Origin of the sequence: Pseudomonas sp. PvP027 (assembly GCF_017833005.1) — a bacterium.
Taxonomy (GTDB): domain Bacteria; phylum Pseudomonadota; class Gammaproteobacteria; order Pseudomonadales; family Pseudomonadaceae; genus Aquipseudomonas; species Aquipseudomonas congelans.
In genome coordinates, this window is sequence record NZ_JAFIBK010000001.1 from 2,318,193 (window position 1) to 2,343,259 (window position 25,067).

Annotated in this window: 23 protein-coding genes; 9 read left to right on the forward strand and 14 right to left on the reverse strand. The window is 58.1% G+C overall.

What is annotated here, in order from left to right:
- Window positions 1-37: 37 nt before the first annotated feature.
- Together JOE33_RS09680 and JOE33_RS09685 are read right to left on the reverse strand one after the other, a co-directional pair.
- Window positions 38-520 carry a PAS domain-containing protein gene (locus tag JOE33_RS09680; protein WP_010430341.1) on the reverse strand — a complete coding sequence of 161 codons (483 nt, stop codon included), beginning with the start codon at window positions 518-520 and terminating at the stop codon, window positions 38-40.
- A 3-nt stretch (window positions 521-523) separates the two neighbouring features.
- A complete protein-coding gene (locus JOE33_RS09685; RefSeq protein ID WP_003433765.1) occupies window positions 524-1,528 on the reverse strand; it encodes a response regulator in 1,005 nt (334 codons plus the stop codon).
- Between the two features lie 265 nt (window positions 1,529-1,793).
- On the opposite strand from JOE33_RS09685, the gene JOE33_RS09690 reads away from it, so the two are divergent.
- Both JOE33_RS09690 and JOE33_RS09695 read left to right on the forward strand, forming a co-directional pair.
- A complete protein-coding gene (locus JOE33_RS09690) occupies window positions 1,794-2,243 on the forward strand; it encodes a DUF2384 domain-containing protein (protein ID WP_003408523.1) in 450 nt (149 codons plus the stop codon).
- Window positions 2,240-2,701 carry an RES family NAD+ phosphorylase gene (locus JOE33_RS09695; protein ID WP_032613389.1) on the forward strand — a complete coding sequence of 154 codons (462 nt, stop codon included), beginning with the start codon at window positions 2,240-2,242 and terminating at the stop codon, window positions 2,699-2,701. The genes JOE33_RS09690 and JOE33_RS09695 overlap by 4 nt, the downstream gene beginning before the upstream one ends.
- A gap of 332 nt (window positions 2,702-3,033) precedes the next feature.
- Here the strand turns inward: JOE33_RS09695 and JOE33_RS09700 are convergent, their stop codons facing one another.
- From JOE33_RS09700 to JOE33_RS09730, 7 genes are all read right to left on the reverse strand, one after another.
- A complete protein-coding gene (locus JOE33_RS09700; RefSeq protein ID WP_010430353.1) occupies window positions 3,034-4,236 on the reverse strand; it encodes an MltA domain-containing protein in 1,203 nt (400 codons plus the stop codon).
- A 252-nt stretch (window positions 4,237-4,488) separates the two neighbouring features.
- Window positions 4,489-4,974: a GNAT family N-acetyltransferase gene (locus JOE33_RS09705; protein WP_187626073.1), complete on the reverse strand. Its 486-nt coding sequence runs from the start codon at window positions 4,972-4,974 to the stop codon at window positions 4,489-4,491.
- 54 nt (window positions 4,975-5,028) lie between these two features.
- Window positions 5,029-6,270: a phospholipase D-like domain-containing protein gene (locus tag JOE33_RS09710; protein ID WP_187626072.1), complete on the reverse strand. Its 1,242-nt coding sequence runs from the start codon at window positions 6,268-6,270 to the stop codon at window positions 5,029-5,031.
- A 64-nt stretch (window positions 6,271-6,334) separates the two neighbouring features.
- Window positions 6,335-6,985 (reverse strand): MotA/TolQ/ExbB proton channel family protein, encoded by a 651-nt coding sequence (locus JOE33_RS09715; protein WP_187626071.1) that lies wholly within the window; start codon window positions 6,983-6,985, stop codon window positions 6,335-6,337.
- Window positions 6,986-7,010: 25 nt separating this feature from the next.
- Window positions 7,011-9,293: a TonB-dependent receptor gene (locus JOE33_RS09720; protein WP_187626070.1), complete on the reverse strand. Its 2,283-nt coding sequence runs from the start codon at window positions 9,291-9,293 to the stop codon at window positions 7,011-7,013.
- A gap of 20 nt (window positions 9,294-9,313) precedes the next feature.
- Window positions 9,314-10,078, reverse strand: a complete 765-nt coding sequence (locus JOE33_RS09725; protein WP_032613382.1) for an energy transducer TonB — start codon at window positions 10,076-10,078, stop codon at window positions 9,314-9,316.
- A 2-nt stretch (window positions 10,079-10,080) separates the two neighbouring features.
- Window positions 10,081-10,488 carry a biopolymer transporter ExbD gene (locus tag JOE33_RS09730; RefSeq protein WP_003380333.1) on the reverse strand — a complete coding sequence of 136 codons (408 nt, stop codon included), beginning with the start codon at window positions 10,486-10,488 and terminating at the stop codon, window positions 10,081-10,083.
- A gap of 201 nt (window positions 10,489-10,689) precedes the next feature.
- On the opposite strand from JOE33_RS09730, the gene JOE33_RS09735 reads away from it, so the two are divergent.
- Window positions 10,690-11,253 carry a GNAT family protein gene (locus tag JOE33_RS09735; RefSeq protein WP_122579289.1) on the forward strand — a complete coding sequence of 188 codons (564 nt, stop codon included), beginning with the start codon at window positions 10,690-10,692 and terminating at the stop codon, window positions 11,251-11,253.
- A complete protein-coding gene (locus JOE33_RS09740; RefSeq protein WP_187626069.1) occupies window positions 11,250-12,821 on the forward strand; it encodes an alkaline phosphatase D family protein in 1,572 nt (523 codons plus the stop codon). The genes JOE33_RS09735 and JOE33_RS09740 overlap by 4 nt, the downstream gene beginning before the upstream one ends.
- A 174-nt stretch (window positions 12,822-12,995) precedes the next feature.
- On the opposite strand, the gene JOE33_RS09745 is transcribed toward JOE33_RS09740, so the two are convergent.
- Both JOE33_RS09745 and JOE33_RS09750 read right to left on the reverse strand, forming a co-directional pair.
- Complete coding sequence (locus tag JOE33_RS09745) at window positions 12,996-13,856, reverse strand: SH3 domain-containing protein (protein ID WP_187626068.1); 861 nt, start codon at window positions 13,854-13,856, stop codon at window positions 12,996-12,998.
- 25 nt (window positions 13,857-13,881) lie between these two features.
- Window positions 13,882-14,931, reverse strand: coding sequence for a hypothetical protein (locus JOE33_RS09750; RefSeq protein WP_240009416.1), 1,050 nt, complete (start codon window positions 14,929-14,931; stop codon window positions 13,882-13,884).
- 3 nt (window positions 14,932-14,934) lie between these two features.
- On the opposite strand from JOE33_RS09750, the gene JOE33_RS25785 reads away from it, so the two are divergent.
- Entirely contained in the window at window positions 14,935-15,315 is a 381-nt protein-coding gene (locus JOE33_RS25785) for a hypothetical protein (protein ID WP_240009415.1), read from the forward strand.
- Window positions 15,316-15,323: 8 nt separating this feature from the next.
- Here JOE33_RS25785 and JOE33_RS09755 read toward each other — a convergent pair whose 3' ends face one another.
- Window positions 15,324-16,637, reverse strand: coding sequence for a PAS domain-containing methyl-accepting chemotaxis protein (locus JOE33_RS09755; RefSeq protein WP_025990924.1), 1,314 nt, complete (start codon window positions 16,635-16,637; stop codon window positions 15,324-15,326).
- 256 nt (window positions 16,638-16,893) lie between these two features.
- Between JOE33_RS09755 and JOE33_RS09760 the strand changes: the two genes are divergently transcribed.
- Window positions 16,894-17,853 (forward strand): GDP-mannose 4,6-dehydratase, encoded by a 960-nt coding sequence (locus JOE33_RS09760; RefSeq protein ID WP_187626066.1) that lies wholly within the window; start codon window positions 16,894-16,896, stop codon window positions 17,851-17,853.
- Window positions 17,854-17,931: 78 nt separating this feature from the next.
- Here the strand turns inward: JOE33_RS09760 and gmd are convergent, their stop codons facing one another.
- A complete protein-coding gene (gene gmd, locus JOE33_RS09765; RefSeq protein WP_187626065.1) occupies window positions 17,932-18,978 on the reverse strand; it encodes a GDP-mannose 4,6-dehydratase in 1,047 nt (348 codons plus the stop codon).
- Window positions 18,979-19,367: 389 nt separating this feature from the next.
- Here gmd and JOE33_RS09770 point away from each other — a divergent pair, with 389 nt between their 5' ends.
- Window positions 19,368-20,561 (forward strand): diguanylate cyclase, encoded by a 1,194-nt coding sequence (locus JOE33_RS09770; protein WP_010430389.1) that lies wholly within the window; start codon window positions 19,368-19,370, stop codon window positions 20,559-20,561.
- An 81-nt stretch (window positions 20,562-20,642) separates the two neighbouring features.
- A complete protein-coding gene (locus tag JOE33_RS09775) occupies window positions 20,643-21,080 on the forward strand; it encodes a GNAT family N-acetyltransferase (protein ID WP_054992798.1) in 438 nt (145 codons plus the stop codon).
- An 8-nt stretch (window positions 21,081-21,088) separates the two neighbouring features.
- On the opposite strand, the gene JOE33_RS09780 is transcribed toward JOE33_RS09775, so the two are convergent.
- The gene (locus tag JOE33_RS09780) at window positions 21,089-22,729 is read right to left on the reverse strand and encodes a methyl-accepting chemotaxis protein (protein ID WP_122529613.1); all 1,641 of its coding nucleotides are present in this window, start codon (window positions 22,727-22,729) and stop codon (window positions 21,089-21,091) included.
- A 258-nt stretch (window positions 22,730-22,987) separates the two neighbouring features.
- On the opposite strand from JOE33_RS09780, the gene JOE33_RS09785 reads away from it, so the two are divergent.
- On the forward strand, window positions 22,988-25,000 hold the full coding sequence (locus JOE33_RS09785) for an alkaline phosphatase D family protein (RefSeq protein ID WP_032613367.1): 2,013 nt from the start codon (window positions 22,988-22,990) through the stop codon (window positions 24,998-25,000).
- The last annotated feature ends 67 nt before the right edge of the window (window positions 25,001-25,067 follow it).

Sequence of the window (25,067 nt, forward strand, 5' to 3'; positions counted from 1 at the left end):
AGTGCAGGTTTCATTCATCGCCACGCCAGGGGAAGGGTCAGCTTTTCACTGAACCCGACAGTTGCTGCAGCTTGTCGTTGGCCGCCAGCAACTGATTGCGGTTGGCCGCGACGTCGGTGACGTCATAGATCACCAGACACACATGGCTGATCGCCCCGGTGGTCGAACGCAGCGGGAACAGTGTGGTGTTCTGATACATGAACTCCTCCTGCCCGGTAATCGGCTGATAGTTCTTGAAGCGCACCAGATACGGCCGCTGCTCCCAGATGGTGAACGCCGGTGTGCCGAGAGTCACGACGTTATCGATTTTCTTGCTGAACCACTTCGCGTTGACCTCCGGAAAAATCTCGAAAAAGGTCTTGTCGACTGCCACGTAGGGCACTACGCCAGAGCGGTTTTCCATGAAGGTATTCCAGACCGTCACGCGATAGTTCAGGTCCAGCACCACGATGCCTACGTCAATGTTCTGCGTGACGGCCAGCAACCAATGAAGCTCGTTGATTTCAATAGCGTTGCTCATGGGTCAGCTCATCATGTAGGCGAGTTTTTTGGTAAGCAGCTCGACCGAATCTTCGGTGAACAGCATCAGCAGATCGAAATGCAGATTGTGGCCTTCCACGCTGTAACTGATTTCGACCGCCAGGGTCTTTTTCCAGCGCTGTTGATTGATGCGGATAAGCTCGTCGATGCCGCCCTGCGCACCCAGCAACTGGGGATGGCCCTGCGAAAAGGCGATGTCGATCTGTTCGGCAATGCCGCTCAGGCAGGCACCGATCAGGATCGTGGACAGATCGAGCAGCATCTCCATGTCGGAACTGTCGGAGTGATCGCCGCCCATCAGCTGCGAGATTCCGGAGATTTCCGAATCATGAAAAATCAGCAGCGCCTCACCAGAGATACCGCCACCGATATAGCCTTGACACACTGCGGTCAGACGCTGGTCACTGTGCGCATCGGCCAGCGCCATGTGCAACTCGCCGACTTCAAGCATGTTGACGTTGGGCACCGGCAACTGCACGAACACACCCAGTACCTTGGCCAGCAACGCCGCTGCACGGCCCATGGCGACGTTGATGGTTTCGCGGAAAGCATCCTGAAAGCTGATCACCCCGCCCTTGTTGTTGAGCGCTGGCAGTGCAACTGGCGACGCCGCAGGCTTGCCCAGCAGGCCAAGGCGCTCGAGTGTGCTTTTGAGTTCGTCCGGGTCGGCAGGTTTTTTCAGAAACGCCAGCGCGCCCAGCTCCATGACCCGACGTACGGCTTCGTCCTGCACGTCGCCCGACACCACAATCACCTTGGCGTCGAGGTTTTCGGCACGAATCGCCGTCAGCGTCTGGTAACCGTCCATCACCGGCATGGTCAGGTCGAGCAGGACCACCTGGCCCTGACCTTTACGAATCGCTTCCAGGCCTTCCTGCCCCTGGGTGGCCAGCGTGACCGACACATCCCAGTCTTCAGGTAGCGCGCGCAACAGCTGCTTTCGCGCCATGTTCGAGTCATCGCATATCAATAGCGCAAGCGTGGACATCGTGTGGTTCTCACTGCAGGAAAATCAGGCTGACCACGGCGGGCAGCACGTATACGTTTGACGGCACCATCGGAAGCGACTGACGTCGAGCCTATAACGCGAGATCAGTAACATTCAAACTAAACCTATAGCCTAAGTCGGTGATTTTTGAAGTTTCTGTAGTTTTATTCGCTATTGATTGCTGTAAATCACTATCGCGATGTCTGAAACCTGCCTATTATCAATTGATAGATTTAATAGCAATCACTCGATAGACAGGTGTGCCATGTCCTTGCCCATCAGCGACTACCATCCGGCCCTGCCCCGGCAGGACGATTTCTGGCAACACTTGGGTATCCCCGCACGCGGCGCGCGGCTGTACTCGGCGCTGCATGACGGCTTGCCGTATGAAGTCTTCGAGCGTCTGGCACATTACACAGACCTGAACCGCTCGACCCTGGCCGAGCATCTGGGCATCGCTCCGGCGACCTTGCAGCGACGTCTCAAGGTACGCCGCTTCAATGCCGAGGAAAGCGATCGGCTGTTCCGCCTGGCAGCGGTTTACAAGGCGGCGCTGGACCTGTTCGAAAACGACGCCGAAGCGACTCGTCTGTGGCTGGCCAATCCGGTCTACGGGCTGGGCAATCGCAGGCCGCTGGAAATGCTCGCGACCTCGGCGGAGGCTCAGGCAGTACTCGACCTGATCGGCCGCCTGGAGCACGGAGTCGTGGCGTGATAGCGGTCTATCGACTGGTCAAGCGCAAATGGCTGGCACAGGCCTTCGACGGCGAAGGCGCCAAGCTCTACGGCGGACGCTGGAACAGCAAGGGCAACGCCTGCGTGTACTGCGCGGGCAGCGAGTCACTGGCCCTGCTGGAAGTGCTGGTGCACCTGAACAACGCCACTGTGGCTCAGCACTACACGATGCTTGAACTGCAGATTGCCGAAGAGCACGTCCTCAATGCGCGCCCGGACACCCTGCCCCGCGACTGGCGCGAAGAGCCCGCGCCACCGGCAACCGCCTCGTTCGGCGACGACTGGCTGGCCTCCACTCAGAGCCTGGCACTGGCAGTGCCCAGCGTGATCATCCCGCGCGAGTCCAACTACCTGCTCAACGTCCAGCACCCGGAATTCAGGGCCGTTGTGGCGACGGCGAAAGAGCTGGAGTTTGTGGTTGATCCGCGTTTGGGGTGAGCTGGTTAAAGGTCAGTCCACTGCCTGCCCCACGTGTTATCACTCATCCAGATAAGCTTGAAGGCAGCCTCAAAGTCCTGTCCATCGTAGAAAATACCCAGGATTGATACCTGCGCGGCATCCACAGCGAAGGCTATTACGGCACGCTTGCGATAATGAGTAATACGAAGCCCGGGACGTATATCCAACCGATGGCTCTGGCGGCGCTGTTGGCAGCACTCTCGCCCCATTGCATTTCGCTATCTCAGGCGTATTTGGAAGGAAAACGGGAATATTAAGAAGATAGCTACCTGTCCATGAAGCAGGACGGTAGCTATCGAGGTGAAGGGATTTCAGTTACTAGCGGCAGCCGAGGTTGTTGCAGGAACTGTTTCTGCGGACTGAGGCAACGGCATGCCTTTGGGCCACAACAGCCAGATATTGCCTTTCTGCTTCATGTCGCCAGCCAGCTTGCCCGCTTCATCGCCGGTCCCCCAGAACAGGTCGGCGCGTACTTCACCGGCAATCGCACCGCCCGTGTCCTGGGCAGCGACCGGACGCACCACGCTGCTGCCATCCGGCCGCGTCGTGGAGAGCCAGAGCAGACTGCCCAGCGGAATCACCTTGCGATCAATGGCCACGCTGTAGCCCGGAGTCAGCGGCACATTCAGCGAGCCGCGCGGGCCTTCGTTGCTGTCGGGATTACGGGCAAAAAACACGTAGCTGGGATTGCTCGCCAGCAGCTCGCTGATCCGCTCCGGATGCGCCTTGGCCCAGGCCGCGATGCTGCCCATGGTCACGTCTTCCTTCTTCAACTGTCCCTGCTCAACCAGCCAGCGACCAATCGCGCGATATGGACGACCGTTCTGATCGGCATAGCCCAGACGCAGCTGTGAGCCATCCTCCAGACTCACGCGCCCCGAACCCTGAATTTGCAGGAATTGCAGATCCATCGGGTCGGTCAGCCAGGCAATCACCGGCGCGTTCAAGCCTTGCGCACTGATCGTCGCGGCGTCGTCGTAAGGCTTGAGCACCCTCCCCTCAAGCCGACCGCGCAGACGCTTGCCTTTGAGCTCGGGGTAAATGCTGTCCAGATTGACCACGATCAGATCGTCAGGAATGCCGTACACCGGCACATTGGCCGTGGCAGTCTGGGTCAGGCTGCCCGGATAAACAGGCTCGTAATAGCCGGTGATCAAGCCATCGGCACTGCCCCCGTCGGCGCGCAGGCTATAGACCTGCAACTGCTCCTGCAAAAAGGTCCGGATCTGCGCAGCATCCGGCGCAGCCGCAAGACTCGCAGCCGCCGCACATGTCGGCCCCCACACTGCATCGGCTTTCAAACGGACACACGCGCTGCGCCACGAGGCAAAGCCGGCCTGTAAATCCGCGTCAGACACCGCCGGCAATGCGTCCCAGCCAGCCTGGCTATAAGTGGTATGCGGCGGCGCAGACGGCGTCACAGGCTTGTCGGACTTGTCACACGCGGTCAGCAACGCAGCCAGTGGCAAAACCAGCGCCAGGCCCCGCAACCATGGCTTGAAAGAGAGCATCATCAGTAGCACCAATCCTTTTACAGCCCGCAGCAGGCTGGTGGGTGAAAGGTGTCATTGTGGCTTAAGCGGGCAGAGGGGCCTAGGGGGTGTCTGCAAAGTCAGTCTGGACAATGTGGCGATGCGGCTTAAAGAGAAAGATGCAATCGAGCCAGTCAGCGCTCATGAGTGATACGCGCTGGGCCAGTGCTGCATGGACCCGACTTTGTACCTGATAACAGACAGGCTGCAGCCAGAGGGTCTTTCTAAAATACGTCAGTAGACTGCTGCCATGCTGAAAGCGTCTATGTACTCGCCATCTCGATAGGCAAACTTTCTGTGCGTGCCCTCGATGACAAAGCCATTCTTTTCATACAGTGCGATAGCAGGCTTGTTATCGACGAAAACAGTAAGCTCCAGGCGCTTTAAATTCATCCACCGACAGGCAGTGGCAGTGAGCTCTTTTAATAACGAGTCACCAATGCCCTGGCGATGATAACTGTCTGCAACCCCCATCCAGAAATCCGCTACGTGCTGCCTTCGCCCCTGAAAACGATAGAGCATGGCGCAGCCGACAACCATGCCATCCCGCTCGGCAACCAGCGACAGTCCGGAAGCGCTTCGACTTTCAACAAGCTTTTTTATGTCATTGCTCGACTGGTGCGGCATACGAAGCGTCCACCAACGGAATACCGGCTGTTCAAACATATCAGCCAGCGAAGACCAGTCACTGTCTGCCATGGCACGGACGATCAAGCTCATTTCAGAGTCCTCACCAAAGCTGTCCTGCCCTTTCGGCTACCCACCTGCCTGCTGTCAAGGCTGGCCCGGATGCGGTTCCGGATAGTCGCGATTGATGTCGACGGGCTTGGCGTACGGCCCGTCCCAAAGCTGCTCGTGCAGTTGGCCAATGCGTTTGGCCATCGAGCTGTCGTGCATCACCACTTCCAGATTGCGCGAGTTGTCGAGGTAGCCGCCCAGCCAGTTGCTGGTGCCTACCCAGGCAACCTGATCATCAATATCCATGGTCTTGCTGTGAATCACGCGTGCATAGGGGATAAAACCCTGAGCAGCCATAGGCAGTGTGACGATGCGTACCTGCACGTTGGGCACCAGGGCCAGACTCTTGAGGTAGGCGACTTTGGGCATGCCGGTGTTCCAGTCGGACACCATGAGTTTTATCGACACGCCGCGGGCGGCTGCGCTGCGCAGAGCGTTATCGATGACCGCATAGTAAGGCCGGGTTTTGTCGGGGCCATAGGACAGCGGTGCGTAATCCAGCAACTGGACACGAACCTCGCTTTTGGCTTGCGCCAGCAAACGGGGCAGTTCGGCCTGAGAGTCGACGACCCCTGGCGGGTTATAGCGCTGCGGACTGGCGATCAGGTAGTTGCCGTTGGGCAATTTGCTATCGACGGGGCGCGGTACAGGAACCGGTTTGCCCTCGGTAATGGCAGCCTGGGCCAGCCAGTCCTGCTCGAAGATGGCTTGCGTCTGCCCCACGACGGTCGGCTCGTCAATGCGCAGGCCGGTTTCGTGGATATGCTCCAGTGAGCGCCAATCGAAGTTCTGACTGCCGATGAACGCCTGTCGGCCATCCGCAACCAGAAATTTGGCGTGAATGATGCCGTTGCCGGTGAGCTTTGCGTAGGGCAGTACGCGCAGGGTGAGGTTGGGGATGGCGCGCAGTCGCTCAAGGGTCTGCGGGTCGGAAAGTTTCAGGCCTTTTTCTTCCAGCAGAAAACGGATTTTCACTCCGCGCTGCCCGGCTGCCGTCAGGCTTTCAAGCACCTTGTCCATGACCGAGCCTGCGCGGTCGGCGACATAGAACTGTTCGATATCGATACGCTCGCGAGCCCCGTCAAACAGCTCGCGCCAGACCTCGCCGGGTGCTCGCAGGTCAGGCGTCTGCAGGTCAGCCCCGACCGGCGAGGTATGTACCAGCTCGAAACCCGGGATGGCGAAGTCTGCCTGCGCGCACGAACTGCCCAGCAGTAATGCTGCAATTACGGCGCGGCAGATCGGGGACAGTCGACGATACGAAAGGTAAAAGGGCATTGCGAGCCTCATCGCCAGACACAGACAAGATGGCGCATGCCAAAGGCACGCGCCGTTAGGTAGATCAGGCCGTCCGGTATTTCGGCTGGGCCGAGGCAGCCGGATGCTCGGCTTCGTCATGCACACGTGCTCCGCTGGAGGCGCGGATCAGCAGGATCTTGAGTTGGTCGTTGATGCGTTCCAGGCTGTCCTGAAAGTAGTTATGAAAGACCACGCAGAACAAGGCGATGGCAATACCCAGCCCGGTCGCGAACAGCGCCGTACCGATACCGGCGGAAATCTGCCCGGGATCGGACACCCCGGCACTGGCCAGGGCCTTGAAGGTATCGATGATGCCCAGAATCGTTCCCAGCAAGCCCAACAGTGGCGCGGCGGTAGTGATGGTTTCGATCAGCCAGAGGCTGCGGGCCAGCGGTGCACGAGTGCTCAGGTACTGGGTTTCGATGACATCATCCAGATCCCTGCGCGAGCCCTGCGCGTTTTTTTGCGCAAGCACCGGCAGGACCATTTCCAGGGGCAGACTGGTCCGGCGTGTCAGCGTCTCCGGCAGATCCTTTTCACTGTGCACCAAAGCACCGAGTGCCGTTTGCAGCGCCCGCGACTGGCGACGTACGTAAGCAAAGTAGATGCCTCGTTCGATCGCGACAAAGATCGCTATCGCAATGGCGGCGTACATCACATAGAAAGTGATGTCGTGAAGCTGATTCATGTCCATGGCAAGGACCTCTGGTCAATGAAGATTAGAAATTGGCTTCAAGAGAAACGGTAACGGTACGCTCGACACCGACGATGTAGGCCGGGTCGCCATCGCGGAAACCGCTGTAAGTGCCTGCGTTGGTTTTGGTGGTGTACACGCCGTCCAGGTATTCCTTGTCGAACAGGTTGTCGACGTTCAGACGCAGGGTGGCGTCCTTGACGATTTTCTTGTCCACCGGGAGGTAGATCCCCGCGCCCAGATTGAAGATGGTGCGCCCTGGAATGCTTTCGTCGTTGGTCAGGTCGCCATACATTTTGCTGGTGAGCTTGGCGCCAAAGGTCCCGTAATAACTGCCGTCGTCGTAGCCGATGTTGGCGGCCAGCATGTTCTTCGGCACGTTGGTAAATTGCTTGCCACTGGTGGGCAGCTCGATGGCGGTGCCGTTATTGAAGACGGTCAGGTCATCTTTCTGTTTGGCGCGGGTGTAGGTGTAGGAGGTGTAGTAATTGAAATGGTGCGGCAGCAGGCCACTCCATTCCAGTTCCAGACCGCTGTTGTCGACTGCACCGGCATTGATGTCGGCAAAGTCGCCATTGACGTCTTTTGATGACACCTGACGGTCCTTGAACTGCAGGTAGAACAGTGTGGCCGCCAGCGTCATGTCCTGTTCGGTGTAGCGCCAGCCCAGTTCATGGTTCCAGCTGGTTTCCGGCTTGCTGTCGATGGAGCCGGTGCCCGGGTCATAGAGGACGTAGTTCTGCGGCACGCGCATGTTGCGGGACAGGCTGTAGAACAACTGGTCGCGCTCATCCAGCTGATATTTGAGGCCGACGTTCGGCAACAGCTTGTTGTAGGTCTGGTCGCGTTTTTCCGGCCGCTCGGTCAGGCTGCCGTGGTTGTTGCCTTCGCGTTCGACGTTCATAAAGGCCAGGCCGCCGACCAGCGTCCAGTCCGGGGCGAAATACCAGGTGTCCTGAGCCCAGACTTTTTGTGCAGGCGTCACGGTATAGCGGTCACGGCCCTGGATCTCATTGCCGTTGGCATCGACCATGTAATCCGAATCCGGCTGGATGCTTTCGGGCTTGCCATTGCTCTTCAGACGTATGAAGGGCTGAGTCTGCAACTGGCGCGCGCGTTCATACCAGTAGCCGACCTGTACGCTGTGTTCGTCGTTGACGTCCCAGTTCAACTTGGTGGTGATCCCCGGACGCCAGGTCTGGGTGCGCGAAGGCCGGTAATAAACGCCAGTGGTCGATGAACCATCAGCGTTATAGGCGGCAGCCGTCGGCAAGTTGCTCAGGTCGAATACACCGTTCTGATTCGAGCCGCGATTGAGCGCATAGGAAGAACTGTTCACGCCGCTGCCGTTACCCCAGAAATAATAGGGGACGACTGAAAGAGACAGATTGTCGGCCAGTTTGAATTGCGTATTGAGCACGCCGGTGAACGTCTGGAACGGGTTCTGCGCCAGCTCGTAGTAGCTGGACAATTTGCCGTTGCTGCCCAGCGCAGGCGTCGAAGGATAAGGGTCAAACTTGCGTCCGTTCTGCTGGAACTGACTCTTGGTGAGCTGGCTGTAACTGTTATTGTCCTGCTCGTGGTACTTGAGGATCAGGTTGGCGGTATTGCCCGAGCCCATGTCGAAGAAGCTGTTCCACTCCACCTTGTCGGCGCGCACCGCGCCATCGCCGCGCCATTTCTGACCTTCGGTATGAGACATCGACAGCCAGTTGCTCAGCCCGTTGATTTCTCCGGTGTTGAGTCGCGCGAAGGTCTTGTAAGTGCCATTGCTGCCCGCCACCTGCTTGACGAATGCGCCGGTTTCCTTAGTAGGCCGGATGGTGACAATACCGATGTTGCCGCCGCTGGAACCGATATGCGGGCCGTCACTTTCGGCAGAGCCTTGGGTCACGAAAATCTGATCGATGTTTTCCGGATCCCCCAGCAGGTTGGAATACAGCGCGTAGTTGCCGGAGTCGTTGATCGGCATCCCGTCTACCGACATGCCGACCTGATCGGAGTTGAGCCCGCGCATGGTGAACTTGAAGCCAGAAAGGCCGGTGGCGTCTTCACTGGAGATGTTCAGGCCCGGTGTGTACTTGAGCTTGTCGATCGCATTCCCGGTCGCCGTCTGCTTATCGAGCGCTTCCTTGGTGACAGTGGAACGCGCCTTGATGCTCTCCTCCTGCACCATGTAGCCACCCCCTACCGTCGCCCTGCCTTGCACACCAATGGTGCCGACATCACTGGCACTCGAGTCGGCCATAACCATGCCGTGACTCATGCCGGCGGCGACCAACGCAAGGTGAATTCTGGAAAACTTCATCACTTTGTTCCTTGTCAGTGCTATTGCACGCTGTAGTTGAAGGTGGCGGTGAAGCGCTGTTCGCTGCGTCCACCAAAGGCTTGCTCGGGAAACGGCTTGACCTGCTTGATGCGTCGCAGACTATTGGCGGCTGCGCGGTTGAGCAGCATGCTGGAGGCCTGGGTCTGAATGCCGGAGTCCAGCACTCGCCCTTGGCGGTCGACCAATAACCACACCACAACCTCGCCACTCGGGCGCTCCAGTGAGGCCTGGCGGCCGGTCGGGTATTGTTTGTAACCGTCCAGTTCGCTGCGCAGCCCTTTGAGGTAGCCACCTTCCATACCCTGCGTGTCGACCTTCGGCGCTGCGGGTGGCGCAGGCGGTGACGGCGGCGCAACCGGGGCGCTGGCGATCGGCTTACTGGGTGCCTGAACCGGCTCGGCGGGTTTTGCCAATGCCGGTTTGGGCAAGGGCTTAGGCCGTGGTTCTGGCTTGATCTCCGGCCTGGGTTTTGGCTTGGGAGCGGGCTTGGGCGGCGGTGGTGGTAGCGCCGGCTCGGCTTCTTCGCTTTCGACTACAGGCGGCGGAGGTGGCGGCTCGTCAGGTTGTACCGGAGGTGGCTCGGGCTGCGCCAATGGCTCAGGCTCGGGCTGTTCGGGCTCGATCAGCGCCAGCTCGACGGCCGACTCGTCGTACACCGGCTCCATTTTCAGAGGACGGGTCTGCACACCGATCACGATTGCGATAAGCGCCACCAGCGCAGGCAGGCCACCCAGCCACTGACGTACACGAAACAGGAAATACATGGTCAGGATTTTCGCGTGGCGATGGAGACTGACGTGAAACCACCCAGGCGCAGGGTGTCCATGATCTCGACCAGACGGGCAACTTCCACGCCCTTGTCACTGTTAACGATAATCGTGGTTTTAGTGTCGGGTTTTTCCAGCGCTTTCAAGGCAGGCACCAAAGCGTCGACCGTGGTCGCCTTGCCATCGAGCTGTAATTCGCCGTTGAGCCCCAGCGTCAGGATCGATTTGTTCTGCGGCTTGAGCTGCTGCGAACTGCTGGCACTCGGCAGCTGGGTTTTCATCCCCAGAGCCGGAATCACGTTCAGGCTTACCAATACGAAAAAGACCAGCAGGAACATCATCACGTCGATCATGGGGATCAGTTCGATGTGCGCCTTGCGCTTTTTAGGTTCGTCCCACGTTCTCATGCCAGCCTCTCACTCTCTTCTTAGAGGCCGAGAATCTAGCAACCGGACATGACCGATCGGCTGGTTTTACAAGACCGATACATGACCGTTACATGGCTGTTACCTGTACATTTCATGGCACTTAAATGATTCTTGAGGACGTCACGGAAATGCCATAACAACGCGGCAGCGTTTGGGCATTCAACCCTGTGGAAAATACGGATGAGTCACCCGCTGCCTACCCTCAGAACCTCACGTCTGCTGCTCGCCGCACTGCAGCCTGAACAGGCACTTACCCTTGCACGCCTGGCCGACGAGCCGACGATTGCGGACATGACCGCTGCCCTGCCCAGCCCCTACACCTTTGAGCATGCGCAGGCATTCATCGCCGAGACCCATGACCAATACGCCGCCGGTCAGACGGTGAGCCTCGGGGTTCACATCCAGGCAACCGGAGAGTTGACCGGGATCGTGTCGCTGCGCCTTTCGATGTCGCACCGCAGCGGCAATCTGGGTTACTGGACAGGACTCCAACACCAAAATCGGGGTTATGCCTGCGAAGCGGCTAAAGGCTTGCTGAGGCATGGTTTCACTGAGATGAACCTCAACCGCATCGCCGGCCAGTGCTTCAGCGACAACCCGGCCAGCGCCAGGGTTCTGGAGAAGTGCGGGCTATCCTATGAGGGCTGTACCAGAGAGGCATTTCTGAAAAACGGTGTGTTCAAGAACATGTTGCTGTTCAGCCTGTTGCGCTCGGAATACGAACCGTCGGAGGCCACGTCATGACAGATTTCAACCCGGACCGTCGACGCATCATTACCGGAGTCGCCGGTGCGACGCTGCTGTCGATCCTCAGCCCGTTTGCGCGCAGCGCGGGGGTCGATTATCCATTCACGCTCGGCGTGGCGTCTGGCGATCCGTTGCCGGACGGCTTCGTGATATGGACACGTCTGGCGCCCAAGGTGATGACGCCCTCGGGTGATGGCGGGCTGAAAAAACCTGTTGAAGTGCGCTGGAAGATCGCCAGCGATGCGGCCATGGTTCACGTAGTCCGCACAGGACAGGCCACCGCCCACCCGCGCCTTGCCCATTCGGTGCATGTCGAAGTAAGCGGCTTGCAGCCCGGACGTCCGTATTGGTATCAGTTCGAGAGCCTGGGAGCGCAAAGCGCTGTCGGTCAGGCCTGTACTGCACCGCTGGCAAGCTCGATGGTCTCGGCGCGGTTCGGCTTCGTGTCGTGTTCGCACTGGGAGGCCGGGTACTTCAGCGCCTATCGACACCTGGCCGCGGAGCGCCCGGACCTGGTGTTCTTTCTTGGCGACTACATCTATGAGATGAACGTGTCCGCGGAAAACCCTCGGTTCCCGCGTCACCACGCTACACCTGACCCCATGGACCTGGCGGGCTATCGCAACCGATACGCGCAGTACAAGACCGACCCCGACCTGCAGGCGCTGCATGCCTGTGCGCCGAGCGTCGCCACCTGGGACGACCATGAAGTGCAAAATGACTACGCCGCCCAGTGGTCCCAGGACCCCGACGTGCCGGTGGACAGCTTTCTGCGCCGCAGGGCCGCCGCTTATCAGGCCTTTTACGAACATATGCCGTTGCGCGCCAGCAGCCTGCCCAAAGGACAGGAAATGCGTATTTACCGCAACCTCGACTATGGGCGTCTGGCACGTTTTCACGTGCTGGACGGTCGACAGTACCGCTCAGAGCAACCCTGCATCCAGGCCAACGGCAGCCGTCGAGGTCATGTCGCGCCCAGCGACTGCCCGGATCTACGCGACCCGAAACGCACCATGCTCGGTTGGGAACAGGAAACCTGGCTGGACCGCAGCTTCGCCGAGTCTCCGGGGCAGTGGAATGTCATTGCCCAGGATTTGCTGGTCGCGCCACTGGAACAGCGCGATCTCAAGACCCAGGCGCAAGGCCACTGGACCGACGGCTGGGACGGCTACATGACCACCCGCGAGCGCGTGCTGGCCTCCCTGCAACGCCACCAGACCCGCAACCCGGTGTTCTGGGGTGGCGATATCCATTCGTTCTGGACCACCGACCTGCACGCCGACGCAGGCAATCCGGATTCAGCCATCGTCGCCACCGAATTCGTCGGCACTTCGGTAACCTCCAGCGGACCACCGTTCGAAGCCTTCAACAGCATTCTCGGCCTCAACCCACATGTGAAGTTCTTCGATAGCCGTCAACGCGGCTATGTGGCAGTAGACCTGAGCGAGCAACAGATGCAGACCCGCTTTCAAGTGGTGTCGGATGTGCTGGACCCTGCGGCGAGTGTGTCGACGCTCAAGCGCTTTGTGGTGGAGGCTGGCAAGGCGGGGGCTGTTGCCAGGTAATCGCTCGCTTACCCGGTGCGCAAAATGTCACATACGATCTGGCAATGTGGCGGCCTTGGTAAGCTTGGGCTCATCTAACAGTCTGGCTTTTTAAGCCATCAGCTCATCCTCCAGGCAGCCGAGCAATGACGCCTCGTGCATGGCTTTAAAAATGAACGACCTTCCGACCGCCACTCAGATCAGCTCCCACGTATCGTTGGCCTGCCTGCAGAATGTGTTTTGCTGTTTTTCAGTGGGGCTACCGTTGGCTTCCAGGCTCACGGAGATCGGGCGACAGGTAGTCTCGGTCGCAGTTTTACCGGTAGGCAAGGAAGAGATCGAGCCCAGATCGAATGCTTCGGTCTCTTTGCTGCCCGACACGTTCATGTCATCGAACCTGACTGCGGCAAGCCGCTTTCGAGTGTCGGCATCGGCCTGTGTCATCACGTAGTCCTTGTGCACATACCCCACCGTCACCCCCTTGCGCCCGACCAGAATCCAGTCGCCGGTAGAGCCCACGGCAGTGAATTGCGTATTGCCCGGCAGGCTGCCCACCTTGTCAGCGTTCATGTTCGGGGCCGAGCGCACATTAAGGGTAGACCGTGATACATAGGGTTGATTGATCAGCTTCATCGACGGCACACCCTGAATGTTGGGCGTGCGTTTGACCTCGATGGTTCGGACCGCCTTGTATTCCGGGCCTGGCGTAATCCGGGCGCTTGCATTGGAATGATCGGAACGCCAGATGGCTGTGGGTTGCGCCACAGGGGTTGCGGGCTGATTCAGGATTTCCTGGGTGCGCAGCGCCAGTGCCTGCTTATCCCTGTCGTCGAGCAACTGACCGATGCGGTTGCCGATATAGCCGCCGATGCCAGCAACGATCAGCGCGGCAGCAATCTGGCCGTTGCCCTTGCCCATCGTTGCACCAACCGCCAGACCGGTAATGCCCCCGATCACAGTCCCCGCCTGCTCCTTGCTGATGCCCATCTGCGCGCATCCACCGAGAGAGGTGGCGATGGTTACTGCCAGAATTGATGCAACGAACTTCTTGCGCACTGGGTTTACTCCCTTTTGAAACGGCTTACTCTGCGTTGAGCAAAGGCCTGGTCAGGTTGTACAGCATGGCTTCTGCGGACATTGCCCAATGAAAGACGCCAGCCATAAGGGTCGGGCCGGTCTCGATGCTCTTGAACGCAGTGCGATAGCCTGGTGATTGAATGATCGCGTTGCCGATGAGCAGTGGACCCACCAAAATCAGGCCGACCGCTGCCGCTCTGAGGACGAAACGACTTTTGTGTATGAGCGCGCGCCGCTCCATGGTCGCCAGTAACAGCCCGACGATATTGAGGGCTCCCATGAAAAGGCCGCTCAACAAGGACCAGGGTACGAACCACATGTTCTTGAGGACGCTCAGGCTCTGGGGGCCATGCGCGTCAGTATTCGCAACGTCGCTAGCCATGTTGCCGGCAATGCCATTGAGGTAGGTGTTGAACTGAGTGCGTGTGGCAAGCAGGTCCATACCCTCCACATAGCGGGGACCCAGAACCTGACGCGCCATGCCGCGAACCTCTGCTGTGTTGGCCATCGCTTGACGGGTTCGCAGGCCTGAAGGCATCGCCAACGCGTAGTCTTCAGGATTCGACAGAACCTGTTGCTGCGTAGCGTTTGGGGGCGGGACAAGCGGTTTGCGCTTGTTGCCCGGTACGCCCGAGCGCCGCAAGGCTTCTATCCTTGCGTATTCACGGGCGATATCGTCAAACACCGGAATGACTTCCGCTTGCAGACGGCCATAAAGCATATCGGCATTGCGCCGGGTATATCCCTTGAAGACCGTCTGTGCAAAGCCCTGGAAATTGTGGCCGATCTGCTCGACGTAAGAGCCCTGAACACTCATGAGTACGCCTAGATTGGCGATAAAGGCCTTGCCCTCGCCTTTGTCGCGATATTCCTGATAGGGAATGCCGGGTATTTGCACCGAATCGTAGAGCAGACCTTTTTTCGTCACGTATGCGTAAAGGCTGTAAACCCGGAGATCGGCCGGAAACGCTTCAGCAATAACGTCGGGGACTACACCCTGAACCCACCAGCTCAATGGGGCCAGTACCATGCTACTGAGCAGGATGGAGCGCATCAGATGCTGCTGATGTCCCCACTTCCCATGAGCCCAGATACATACGCGCCAAGCGGCAAGGCACACACTCACTGCGGCCAGGCTCTGCCCGTATATTTCCAGAGACTGCAGATTTTTCAGGGGGATATCGGCGCCTGCCTGGTTCAACAACTCTGCGTTGAACAGCAAGCCACCTATCAGGCAAAAAGTATTGAGAACAGTAAGTGCAGCAAGCAGCATCCAACCAATCCTTGTCAGAGCGGGACCAGCGATTCACAACACGTGAGTGCGAATATGATCACTGGCCAACTGCCGGGCATTCTGCCTGCCGTCCGGAAAGGATGCCAGAGCTATCAGGTGTTGCCGGTCATCCTTGCCATGCAACACCTGAAACGTAGCCAGTGAAGTCGGCGCTACTTCAACTGATTGGCAAACCGCCCCACGGCGCCCACCACCTGTTTGGCCCCCTCCTGAATCTCGACGATCACCGCACCGGCCTCGTTGGCCAGTACCAGCCCCTGTTCCGCCTGGGTGCGGCTGTTGGCCATGCCGCGGACGGCCTCATCGGCCAGCGCCTGGTTTTGCTGCACGACGCTGACGATTTCTTCGGTAGCGGCGCTGGTGCGGCCTGCCAGTTGGCGGACTTCATCAGCCACCACCGCAAAGCCCCGGCCCTGCTCACCGGCGCGCGCGGCCTCGATGGCGGCGTTGAGCGCCAGCAGGTTGGTCTGCTGGGCAATGCCACCAATGGTCTGCACGATGGAATTGATCAGTAGTGACTGTTTGCCCAGCGCCTCGATACCCGAGGAGGCCGACTCCATCTCTTCGGAGATCTTGCGCATGGTATTTACAGTGTTTTGCACAACATCCGCGCCGCGCTGGGCACTGACGTCGGTCTGCTGGGAGATTTCAAACGCCACGCTGGCGGCCTGGCTGACTTCTTCTTCGCGGGCCACCTGGTCGGTCACCATCGTGGCGAACTTGACCACCTTGTAGAGCCTGCCCTGAGCATCGTGGACCGGGTTGTAGGTTGCCTCCAGCCAGACCTCACGCCCGCTGCTGTCGATACGCTTGAAGCGTCCGGCCACGAACTCGCCACGGTTGAGCATCGCCCAGAATTCCCGGTACGACGCCTGAGAGGTTTCTGCCGAATCACAGAACATGCTGTGATGCTTGCCCTTGATCTGCGCCAGGCTGTAACCCATGCCGCGCAGGAACTGATCGTTGGCAGTCAGCACCTGGCCGCTCAGGTCGAACTCGATCACGGCGGTGGAGCGCAACAATGCCTGAATGAACGCAGAGTTCTCGGCAGCCGTCTCGACGACCTGGGTGATGTCCGAACCGTAGCATTGCAATGTCATCAGCCTGCCCTGCTCATCCAGCACCGGTTGCCAGAGGGCGCGAATCCACACCAGTCGACCATCGGCATGCAGAAAACGGTACCTGTCGATGACCGACTCGCCCTTCTGCACTGCCACTTTGAGACTGCGGTAGCACTCAAGCTGTTTGACGTAAGTGGGCACCAAGTGGTCCAGATCCTTACCCAGCAATTGCTCGAGCGAGTAGCCAAGCGTATTGAGAAAGTTCTCGTTGGCGTGGACGATGTGGTGGTTGGCGTCCAGAGTCAGACAGACCATTTGCGCATCCATCCCTTTCTGCATCTGCCGGTACATGGATAGCTCGGCGTTTTGTGCCTGTAATTCCTTTTTCAAGCGAGTGTTGAACATGACGGCACCCATAGTGAAGTTGTACGTATATATCGACACAAGCGTAGACGGGATTAAGGCATTTCGTCTGGTGGCAAATCGGATTGGTATACGTTGTACCGCCACCTGCGGGCGTCAAATGCAAAAGCCTTGAATAGACCAACTGCTGAAGAGTGCCTCGAAGGCGAAACAAAGGGCATGCGCAGCAGGTCAGATGGATCGACCCGCCACTGCTAAACTCACTTACTCGCAGCATGCACCATGAGGAAGCCACACGATGCAACGCATTCTGATCACTGGTGCAAACGGTTTCGTCGGGCGGATGCTGTGTCGCAAGCTACAGCAGGCAGGACATCATGTAATTGCCTTGGTGAGCCCTGAGTCTCCTGGGTCCGCTCATGCTGCCGAATCGCTGCATTGCGACATTCGCGATGCTGCTGGCCTGGAGCAGGCAGTGTCCCGATCAAACCCCACTCATGTTGTCCATTTGGCTGCAATCACTCACGTACCCACCAGTTTCGATGACCCATTGAAGACCTGGCAAACCAATGTCATCGGAAGTTTGAATCTTCTGCAGGCATTACAACGCCGGAGTCCGCAGGCATTTGTGCTGTTTGTGAGTTCATCGGAGGTCTATGGCGAGGCGTTCAAGCAAGGTATTGCCCTCGACGAAAACAGCGTATGCAGGCCTATGAATCCGTATGCCGCCAGCAAACTTGCTGCTGAAACGGCCTTCCATGAGAACTTTCGTCGCGGACAGAGAGGCATCGTCGTACGCCCTTTCAATCATATTGGTGCCGGGCAATCAGCCGACTTCGCAACCGCCTCATTTGCTCGTCAGATTGCCTTGATAGAAGCAGGCCGGCAGGCACCCCAGTTGAAAGTCGGCAACCTGCAAGCAGCGCGAGACTTTCTCGATGTAAGTGATGTGTGCGATGCATACATCGCCCTGTTGAAAATAGCCAACACGCAGCAAGCCCATCCTCGGTGCCTGAATATTTGCCGTGGCGAGCCTATCCGTATGGAGGCCATACTCACTCAACTCATGGCACTGAGCTCAAGCACGATAGAGGTGGCCAACGATCCTGACCGGATGCGGCCGTCCGACATACCCAGCGCGTTCGGCAATAACTCCGCTATCCGCAAATCGACTGACTGGGAGCCTGCTATCAAGCTGCAGGACACGCTCGCAACACTATTGAATGACTGGCGCGAAAAGGTAGCTCAAATGGCCTGAGTCATCAGGCCTCGGTGCACGTGGCGTTGTAATAAGTAGCACCTGAGTGCTCGAGCCGGAACGTATGGAAAGGGTTGCTCAAAACGATGTCCCTTGCCGATTACGCTTCAGATCGGCGTCCACCATCAACCGACAGAGCTGCTCAAGGTTAGTGCTTGCCTCCCAACCAAGCACCCGCTTGGCTTTTTCAGGATTGCCTATCAGCAACTCGACTTCAGAGGGGCGGTAGAACCTGGGGTTGACCTGAACAAGTGTCTCGCCCGTCATCACATTGATGCCCCGCTCGTTCTCCGCATTGCCTTGCCACTCCAGATCTATGTCGACAGCCTTGAACGCCATGGCCACAAAGTCACGAACCGTTTCGGACCTGTGGGTCGCCAGTACAAATGAGTCGGGCTCGTCGGCTTGCAATATGCGCCACATGCCCTCCACGTATTCTTTGGCAAACCCCCAGTCACGCTTGGCGTCCAGATTGCCTAACTCCAGAAGTTGCGACATGCCCAATGAAATGCGTGCGGCAGAATCGGTTATTTTGCGAGTGACGAACTCTTTGCCGCGCAGCGGAGATTCATGGTTGAACAAAATGCCGCTGGCACCAAATATCCCGTAGGACTCCCGATAGTTGACCGTCATCCAGTGCGCATAAAGCTTGGCTACGCCATAGGGGCTGCGCGGATAGAACGACGTGCTTTCGATCTGCGGGACTTCTTGCACCTTGCCGAACATTTCGGAAGTCGAGGCCTGATAAAAGCGTATCTTCGGATTTACGATGCGTATCGCTTCGAGCAGGTTGACGGCACCCAGGCCGGTAATTTCGGCAGTCGTTATCGGTTGATCGAAGGAAACCCCGACAAAACTCTGCGCCGCCAGGTTGTAAATCTGGGTAGGTTCGGCTTTTTGCAACAAGCGGATGCTGGCACTCAAATCAGTCAGGTCATGTTCAACCAAGTGCAGATTCGGATGGCTGGCTACGCCAAGCTCTTCAAGACGCCAGAAATTGACCGAACTGGTACGCCGGTAGGTGCCGTAAACCTTATGACCTTTCTCCAGCAGAAGTTGAGTCAGGTACGCGCCATCCTGGCCAGTGATACCTGTGATGATTACAGAGTCTTCAGATGTATTCATAAATAGGAGCTCGGTCCGGGTTCGCTTGGCTTCATTTATTATGCCGAGATAAATTCATGAATCCCGGCGCTCCCGCTTCGAAAGCAACCCACGTTGTTTGAGTCGAGGCATAAGACCACTATAGATGGGGATCTGAAGTGCAAGCAGTCATTTTTTGGATACCTCTGACTCGCCCTGCTGCCGACGGATGTTGCTACGGGAACCTCACCGCCCTGCTGGACAATGGCCAAAACGTCGATGACCCAAGGGGCAGGACGAAGGTTGAAGCCTTACTCATACAGTCAGCCGGCACCACCGGTCGACTTTGGGTTGGTCACACGATACATTGATAGCACTAAGACATCATCCATGATGTCCTATGTCTCTCGATGTTAATGTACCGGTGTCACATGCTTGTTTCTGCCCTTGAACGTCCCAACCTTGAAGATGCGCAACTCCTTGCCGAGGTCGAGCAGACGATCACTTCAGGTGTTGGCTCGTTACGCTTCAGCCGTGTTCTCGAGCAACGCTACCAGGAAGAAACCCGGCTGCCACGACGCGAATTCCTGACGGCGGTAGGGATTGGCGGCAGTCTGATCTACAACCTGTTCCTGATAAGCGACTGGTTGATACTGCGTGATGTATTTTTCTACGTAGCAGTGGGCCGGCTGTGCCTGATAACGCCGATGTTTATCGCGCTGTTGATGCTGGCTCAACGCGTTTCCACGCGCTGGGCGATTGAAACGATCGCTGCATTCGCCACGGTAATGTGCTCGCTCATGCCACTGCTGGTCATGATTCACAGCAACAGCCCTTATCAAATCTTTTATCAACTCGGCATGCTGTTGATCATGGTCTACTGCACCATGATCCAGCAATTACCGTTGCGCCATGCCGCTGTCGCCATGTCCTGCATGCTGATCATCCAGCTGGCGACCACCTACATTGCCAACTTCGCCGACTTTGTGATCTGGCAGGCCAACGCCGTGTTGTTCGTTTCGACAGTGGCACTGCTGCTGATGGCCTCCTACTTTCTGGAGCGGGCAGGCCGCATGAGCTACCTGTTTGCGCTTCGCGGACGCCTGCTCCAAGTGCAATTGGTGGAGTTCGCGCGTACCGATGGGTTGACCCGGCTGTTCAACCGACGCTACCAGGACGAAGTGATGACCTCCGTCTGGGAACACGCTCGCAATGAGCCAGCGAACGTGGCCATCATCCTGCTGGATATCGACCACTTCAAATCCTACAACGACAACTACGGGCATCCGCAAGGGGATACCTGCCTCAGACTGCTCTGTCAGAAAGTCCAGCAAAGCGCGCATGCGCATGGCGCTGTGGCGTTCCGGTTCGGCGGCGAAGAGGTGCTGGTGCTGATGATCGGCAATGCCGTGCAGGCCAGAGAAGTGGCCGGGGCCCTGCAGAACGCCGTTGCCGAGCTCAAGTTGCCGCACCCGGTGCTGGGTGAAAACGCGCTGGTCACCATCAGCCTCGGCGTGGCGTGTGCGACGGCGCCTCTGACCAGTGCCGAGAACCTGATTGGCGCGGCGGACAATGCCCTCTACGCAGCCAAGCGCGCCGGACGTAATTGCGTGTGCTTCGCGTGAAATAACACACCGCTGGATCCTGCTTTACGCCGCGCCGCTGCCACTTTAATCTCGGCGCATACCAAGGCTGGGAGCCATCGCATGAGCATTCACATTGACGTCAATACCAACCCTACGGAAGAAGATCGTCTGGCGATTCTGGAACCACTGAAACGTTTCAATGCCGAGCAGGCGGGCGACGGCAAGTCCGAGAAAGTGGCGATGTTCATTCGCGATGACCAGACCCGGGAAGTCCTCGGTGGCCTGCACGCTCGCATTCTTTATGAGTGGCTGTTCATTGAGCTTTTGGTCGTGCCCGAACAAGCCCGTGGGCAAGGCATGGGCTCGCGTTTGATGCAGATGGCCGAAGATCTGGCGGTTGAAAAAGGCTGCACCGGAATCTGGCTGGATACCTTCGACTTCCAGGCTCCTGATTTCTATCGTCGCCACGGTTACACCGAGTTCGGCCAGATTGACGACTATCCGCCTGGCAACAAGCGCTTCTTTTTCCAGAAGCGCCTGCCAAACACAACAGCCTGACGCTTGCGTCAGACCTTGAACTTGCCTACCAGGTCGTTGAAGGAAATGGCCAAACGCGACAGCTCCTGGCTTGACGCACTGGCCTGGTGCGCACCGGCAGCGGTCTGGGTGGAGAGGTCCTGGATGTTGACCAGGTTGCGATCCACCTCGCGCGCAACATGGGACTGCTCTTCCGAGGCCGTCGCAATCAACATATTGCGGTCGTTGATCTCGGCAATGCTTTGCGCAATGCGCTCCAGCGACTGACCTGTGGCCTGAGCAAGGGTTTGCGTGTTGCTGGCCAGAGTGCGGCTGTTACCCATGGCCCGCACAGCCTGATCGGCACTGGCCTGGACACTGCCGATCATGGTTTCGATTTCGCCGGTGGAGGCCTGGGTTCGAGCGGCCAGCGCACGCACTTCATCCGCCACCACAGCAAAGCCGCGACCCTGCTCACCTGCACGCGCGGCCTCGATGGCGGCATTGAGGGCCAGCAGGTTGGTCTGCTCGGCGATACCACGGATCACGTCCAGCACCTGCCCGATCTCACGGACGCGCCCGGCGAGTTCTTCGACCATGGTGGTCGAACTGCTGATCTCGGCACTGACAGTATTGATCGCATTCACGGCATCGCGGGCCTGATCACGACCGGCAGCCGCGTCGGTGCTGGTCTGTCGGGACGCTTCCGACGTTGACATCGCGTTACGCGCGACCTCTTCGACCGCAGCGGTCATCTCGTTCACAGCCGTAGCGGCCTGCTGAATCTCATCGTTCTGACGTATCAGACCTCGACTGCTTTCCTCAGTCACGGCATTCAGCTCTTCAGCCGCCGAAGCCAACTGGTCCGCAGCGCTGGATATTTGCCCGATTGTGCTTTTCAGGTTGTCCTGCATATCGCTCAGAGCAACCAGCATCATGCCCGCTTCGTCGTGATATTGACTGGCAATCGGCAGGGTCAGGTCACCGCTGGCGATTCGCCGGGCATTGATCACCGCGGTGTTGATTGGCGTGCTGATGGCGCGACTGATGAACAGGCCCATCACAAACGCGGCAAAGAATGACAACCCTATACCGATGTAAAGATTTCGTTGCGCGGAGTCCTGTGTCTGGTCAGAAGCTACAGCCGCCTCGCCCGCCTGACGATTATTGGAGTTGACGATGGTGGTCAGTTGATCCATGAGCTTCAGGTAGCCGCTGCGTACATCGCCGTCGATGATCGCTCTGGCCCCTGCAACATCCCCGGACAAGGCAACGCTCCTGGCCTGATCGATGAGTGCCTGATAGCCCGGCCAGTCTCTGTCCATCTGGTCACCTGCAGCGCGCTCGTCATCGTCAAGCGGCGTAGCCCTATAGGCAGCGTAGCTTTTTTCAGCTTGAGTCCTGTTAACGGTCATGCTGGCAACAATATCGTCCTTGACGCTTTGCGGCGCATTGCCCGCAGTGGCGGCCAATAAACGATAGAGATCACGGTTCTGAGCAATGACCGAGGCCTTCACCTCGCCGGTTTTTGTAACTGACAGCAGGCTGTTGGTAAACACGTTATCGAGGCTGCTGGACAGCGCACTGATGCCACGACTACCTGTTACGCCCACCCCGAGGGTGAAAAGCGCGCACAGCGCAAAAGACATGAAAAGCTTGGCGGACAGCCTTGCGTTGTAAAACCATTTCATAGCTGAAACCCTAATGAGCAAATATGGCATAACGCCATAAAACTTTATGGAATTCAGAGGCCCTCTGCATAGGTGTATATCGGCATTTTCAAAGCACTCTGCAGACGGTTAACAAAGTCTTCATATGAGCACGGTTGAGCGGACCGTTTCGCAGTGTCTGCAATGTCTGGAAACAAGCGCTGGCGCGGTGTAACAAGAACTTTCAAGACCTGTTGCGTTAACATCCCCGCCTGTGTCCCGCCAGAGCCATGAGTCAGGATGTCCCCTTCTTCCGTCGAACACCTCACTTCGCTGCCGTCCATCCTTGCCGGCCCGCTGTTGCGCCGTCAGGAGGCCGACCGCCTGGTGTTATGGCTGGTGGGGTCCCGTCCGCTGAGTCTGACACTGCGCCTGCGTCATGCCGCCACTGATGCCCCCTCCGCGGACTTCAATGATTACGTACTCGACGACCGGCAGTGTCAGGTCATCGCAGTCGGGCGCCATGCGTTCATTCACCTGATCGACCTGCAACTGAAAACCGAACTGCCCCGTGACACCTGGATCGATTACGACCTGCAGGTGGAAGGCGAAGGCGGCATTGGCGAGTGGGCGCCGCACCTGCTGTATGAGGGCAACCGCTACCCGAACTTCGTGGTGCGCAGCAGCATTGATCACCTGCTGCATGGCTCGTGCCGCAAGCCGCACCACAGCGCGGCCGAAGGTCTACTCTGCGTGGACCGCCTGCTGGCCGATATCAAGGAGCCGCTGCAACGCCCTGCGCTGTTGATGATGAGCGGCGATCAGATTTACGCCGACGATGTCGCCGGGCCTATGCTGCGCGCCATCCATGTGTTGATCGAACGGCTGGGTTTGTTTGACGAGCGACTCGACGGTGCCATCGTCGATGACAGCCCGCGTCTTTATGCGCATCCGGCCAGCTATTACCAGCGTGCCGACCTGCTACCGGCCCTGAAAAGCAACGACACGCTGCGCGAACGCTTCTTCGGCGGCACCAGCAAGCCGGTATTCACCAGCAGCACAGCGGATAACCACCTGGTTACCCTGGCGGAAGTCATGGCGATGTACCTGCTGGTCTGGTCACCCACGCCCTGGACCCTGATCGAGCCTGGCAGGCCGCAACTGGAAGACGGGGAAGTCGAGCGCTACGCCAGGGAGCAGCATCTGGTCGAGGCGTTTACCGAGGGCCTTAGCGGCGTAGCACGGGCGATGGCGCATCTGCCTTGCATGATGATTTTTGACGACCACGACATCACCGATGACTGGAACCTGTCCGCGAACTGGGAGCAAACGGCTTACGGCCATCCATTCTCCAAACGCATCATTGGTAACGCCCTGCTCGCCTATCTGCTTTGCCAGGGCTGGGGCAATAACCCGGATGCGCTCAACGGGCTGGTCAAACAGGCTCATGCACTGAGCACCGAGGCCGTGTCGAACGACAACTGGCTGGACAGCCAGGCTCAGGATCAGCTGATTGATCAGTTGTTGAAGTTTCAGCAATGGCATTACGTGCTACCGACCAGCCCGGCACTGGTGGTACTGGATACCCGCACCCGGCGCTGGCGCAGCGAGTCGAATTTCAATCACCCGTCCGGGCTGCTGGACTGGGAAGCGCTCAGTGAGTTGCAACAGGAGCTGATCGACCATAAATCGGCGATTATCGTCTCACCTGCCCCCGTGTTCGGCGTCAAGTTGATCGAGGCGATACAACGTATATTCAGCTGGTGTGGCTACCCGTTGCTGGTCGATGCGGAGAACTGGATGGCGCACCGTGGTGCCGCCAACGTGATTCTGAACATCTTTCGTCATTCCAGAACCCCGGGCAATTACGTCATCCTGTCGGGCGATGTGCATTACTCGTTCGTCTACGAAATCCTGATTCGCCAGCGCAGCGGCGGGCCTCATATCTGGCAAATCACCAGCAGTGGCATCAAAAATGAATTCCCCCGTCGTCTACTCGACACTTTTGATCGGCTGAATCGCTGGTTATACTCTCCCCGCTCACCTCTTAACTGGTTCACCAAGCGCCGCCTGATGAAGGTTGTTCCGCGCACGCCCGAGCACAGCAAGGCCGGTGAACGCTTATGGAACTCGGCAGGTGTCGGGCAGGTACTGTTCAATGAACAGGGCCAGCCGACCCTGATCAACCAACTCAATGCCAACGGTGACTCGCCTACCTGTTTCGTCAAACCGGAAGAATACAGAGACCAGCGATCAGACGAAGAGCGTGGCTTTCTGGAAAACAACCGGGAAACAAGGGATAGTCACCGCTAAACTTATCGGCAATTGCCGGGTCGATAGTTGCTACCGGTCAGGTTTGCGGCACACCCTGGCAAGCATT

What these genes read in the sequence shown, in the direction of transcription:
- JOE33_RS09680 (WP_010430341.1), bottom strand. Translation starts at nt 520, where the DNA reads ATGAGCAACGCTATTGAAATCAACGAGCTTCATTGGTTGCTGGCCGTC.
- JOE33_RS09685 (WP_003433765.1), bottom strand. Translation starts at nt 1,528, where the DNA reads ATGTCCACGCTTGCGCTATTGATATGCGATGACTCGAACATGGCGCGA.
- JOE33_RS09690 (WP_003408523.1), top strand. Translation starts at nt 1,794, where the DNA reads ATGTCCTTGCCCATCAGCGACTACCATCCGGCCCTGCCCCGGCAGGAC.
- JOE33_RS09700 (WP_010430353.1), bottom strand. Translation starts at nt 4,236, where the DNA reads ATGATGCTCTCTTTCAAGCCATGGTTGCGGGGCCTGGCGCTGGTTTTG.
- JOE33_RS09705 (WP_187626073.1), bottom strand. Translation starts at nt 4,974, where the DNA reads ATGAGCTTGATCGTCCGTGCCATGGCAGACAGTGACTGGTCTTCGCTG.
- JOE33_RS09710 (WP_187626072.1), bottom strand. Translation starts at nt 6,270, where the DNA reads ATGCCCTTTTACCTTTCGTATCGTCGACTGTCCCCGATCTGCCGCGCC.
- JOE33_RS09715 (WP_187626071.1), bottom strand. Translation starts at nt 6,985, where the DNA reads ATGGACATGAATCAGCTTCACGACATCACTTTCTATGTGATGTACGCC.
- JOE33_RS09720 (WP_187626070.1), bottom strand. Translation starts at nt 9,293, where the DNA reads ATGAAGTTTTCCAGAATTCACCTTGCGTTGGTCGCCGCCGGCATGAGT.
- JOE33_RS09725 (WP_032613382.1), bottom strand. Translation starts at nt 10,078, where the DNA reads ATGTATTTCCTGTTTCGTGTACGTCAGTGGCTGGGTGGCCTGCCTGCG.
- JOE33_RS09730 (WP_003380333.1), bottom strand. Translation starts at nt 10,488, where the DNA reads ATGAGAACGTGGGACGAACCTAAAAAGCGCAAGGCGCACATCGAACTG.
- JOE33_RS09735 (WP_122579289.1), top strand. Translation starts at nt 10,690, where the DNA reads ATGAGTCACCCGCTGCCTACCCTCAGAACCTCACGTCTGCTGCTCGCC.
- JOE33_RS09740 (WP_187626069.1), top strand. Translation starts at nt 11,250, where the DNA reads ATGACAGATTTCAACCCGGACCGTCGACGCATCATTACCGGAGTCGCC.
- JOE33_RS09750 (WP_240009416.1), bottom strand. Translation starts at nt 14,931, where the DNA reads ATGCGCTCCATCCTGCTCAGTAGCATGGTACTGGCCCCATTGAGCTGG.
- JOE33_RS25785 (WP_240009415.1), top strand. Translation starts at nt 14,935, where the DNA reads ATGCTGCTGATGTCCCCACTTCCCATGAGCCCAGATACATACGCGCCA.
- JOE33_RS09755 (WP_025990924.1), bottom strand. Translation starts at nt 16,637, where the DNA reads ATGTTCAACACTCGCTTGAAAAAGGAATTACAGGCACAAAACGCCGAG.
- JOE33_RS09760 (WP_187626066.1), top strand. Translation starts at nt 16,894, where the DNA reads ATGCAACGCATTCTGATCACTGGTGCAAACGGTTTCGTCGGGCGGATG.
- gmd (WP_187626065.1), bottom strand. Translation starts at nt 18,978, where the DNA reads ATGAATACATCTGAAGACTCTGTAATCATCACAGGTATCACTGGCCAG.
- JOE33_RS09770 (WP_010430389.1), top strand. Translation starts at nt 19,368, where the DNA reads ATGCTTGTTTCTGCCCTTGAACGTCCCAACCTTGAAGATGCGCAACTC.
- JOE33_RS09775 (WP_054992798.1), top strand. Translation starts at nt 20,643, where the DNA reads ATGAGCATTCACATTGACGTCAATACCAACCCTACGGAAGAAGATCGT.
- JOE33_RS09780 (WP_122529613.1), bottom strand. Translation starts at nt 22,729, where the DNA reads ATGAAATGGTTTTACAACGCAAGGCTGTCCGCCAAGCTTTTCATGTCT.
- JOE33_RS09785 (WP_032613367.1), top strand. Translation starts at nt 22,988, where the DNA reads ATGTCCCCTTCTTCCGTCGAACACCTCACTTCGCTGCCGTCCATCCTT.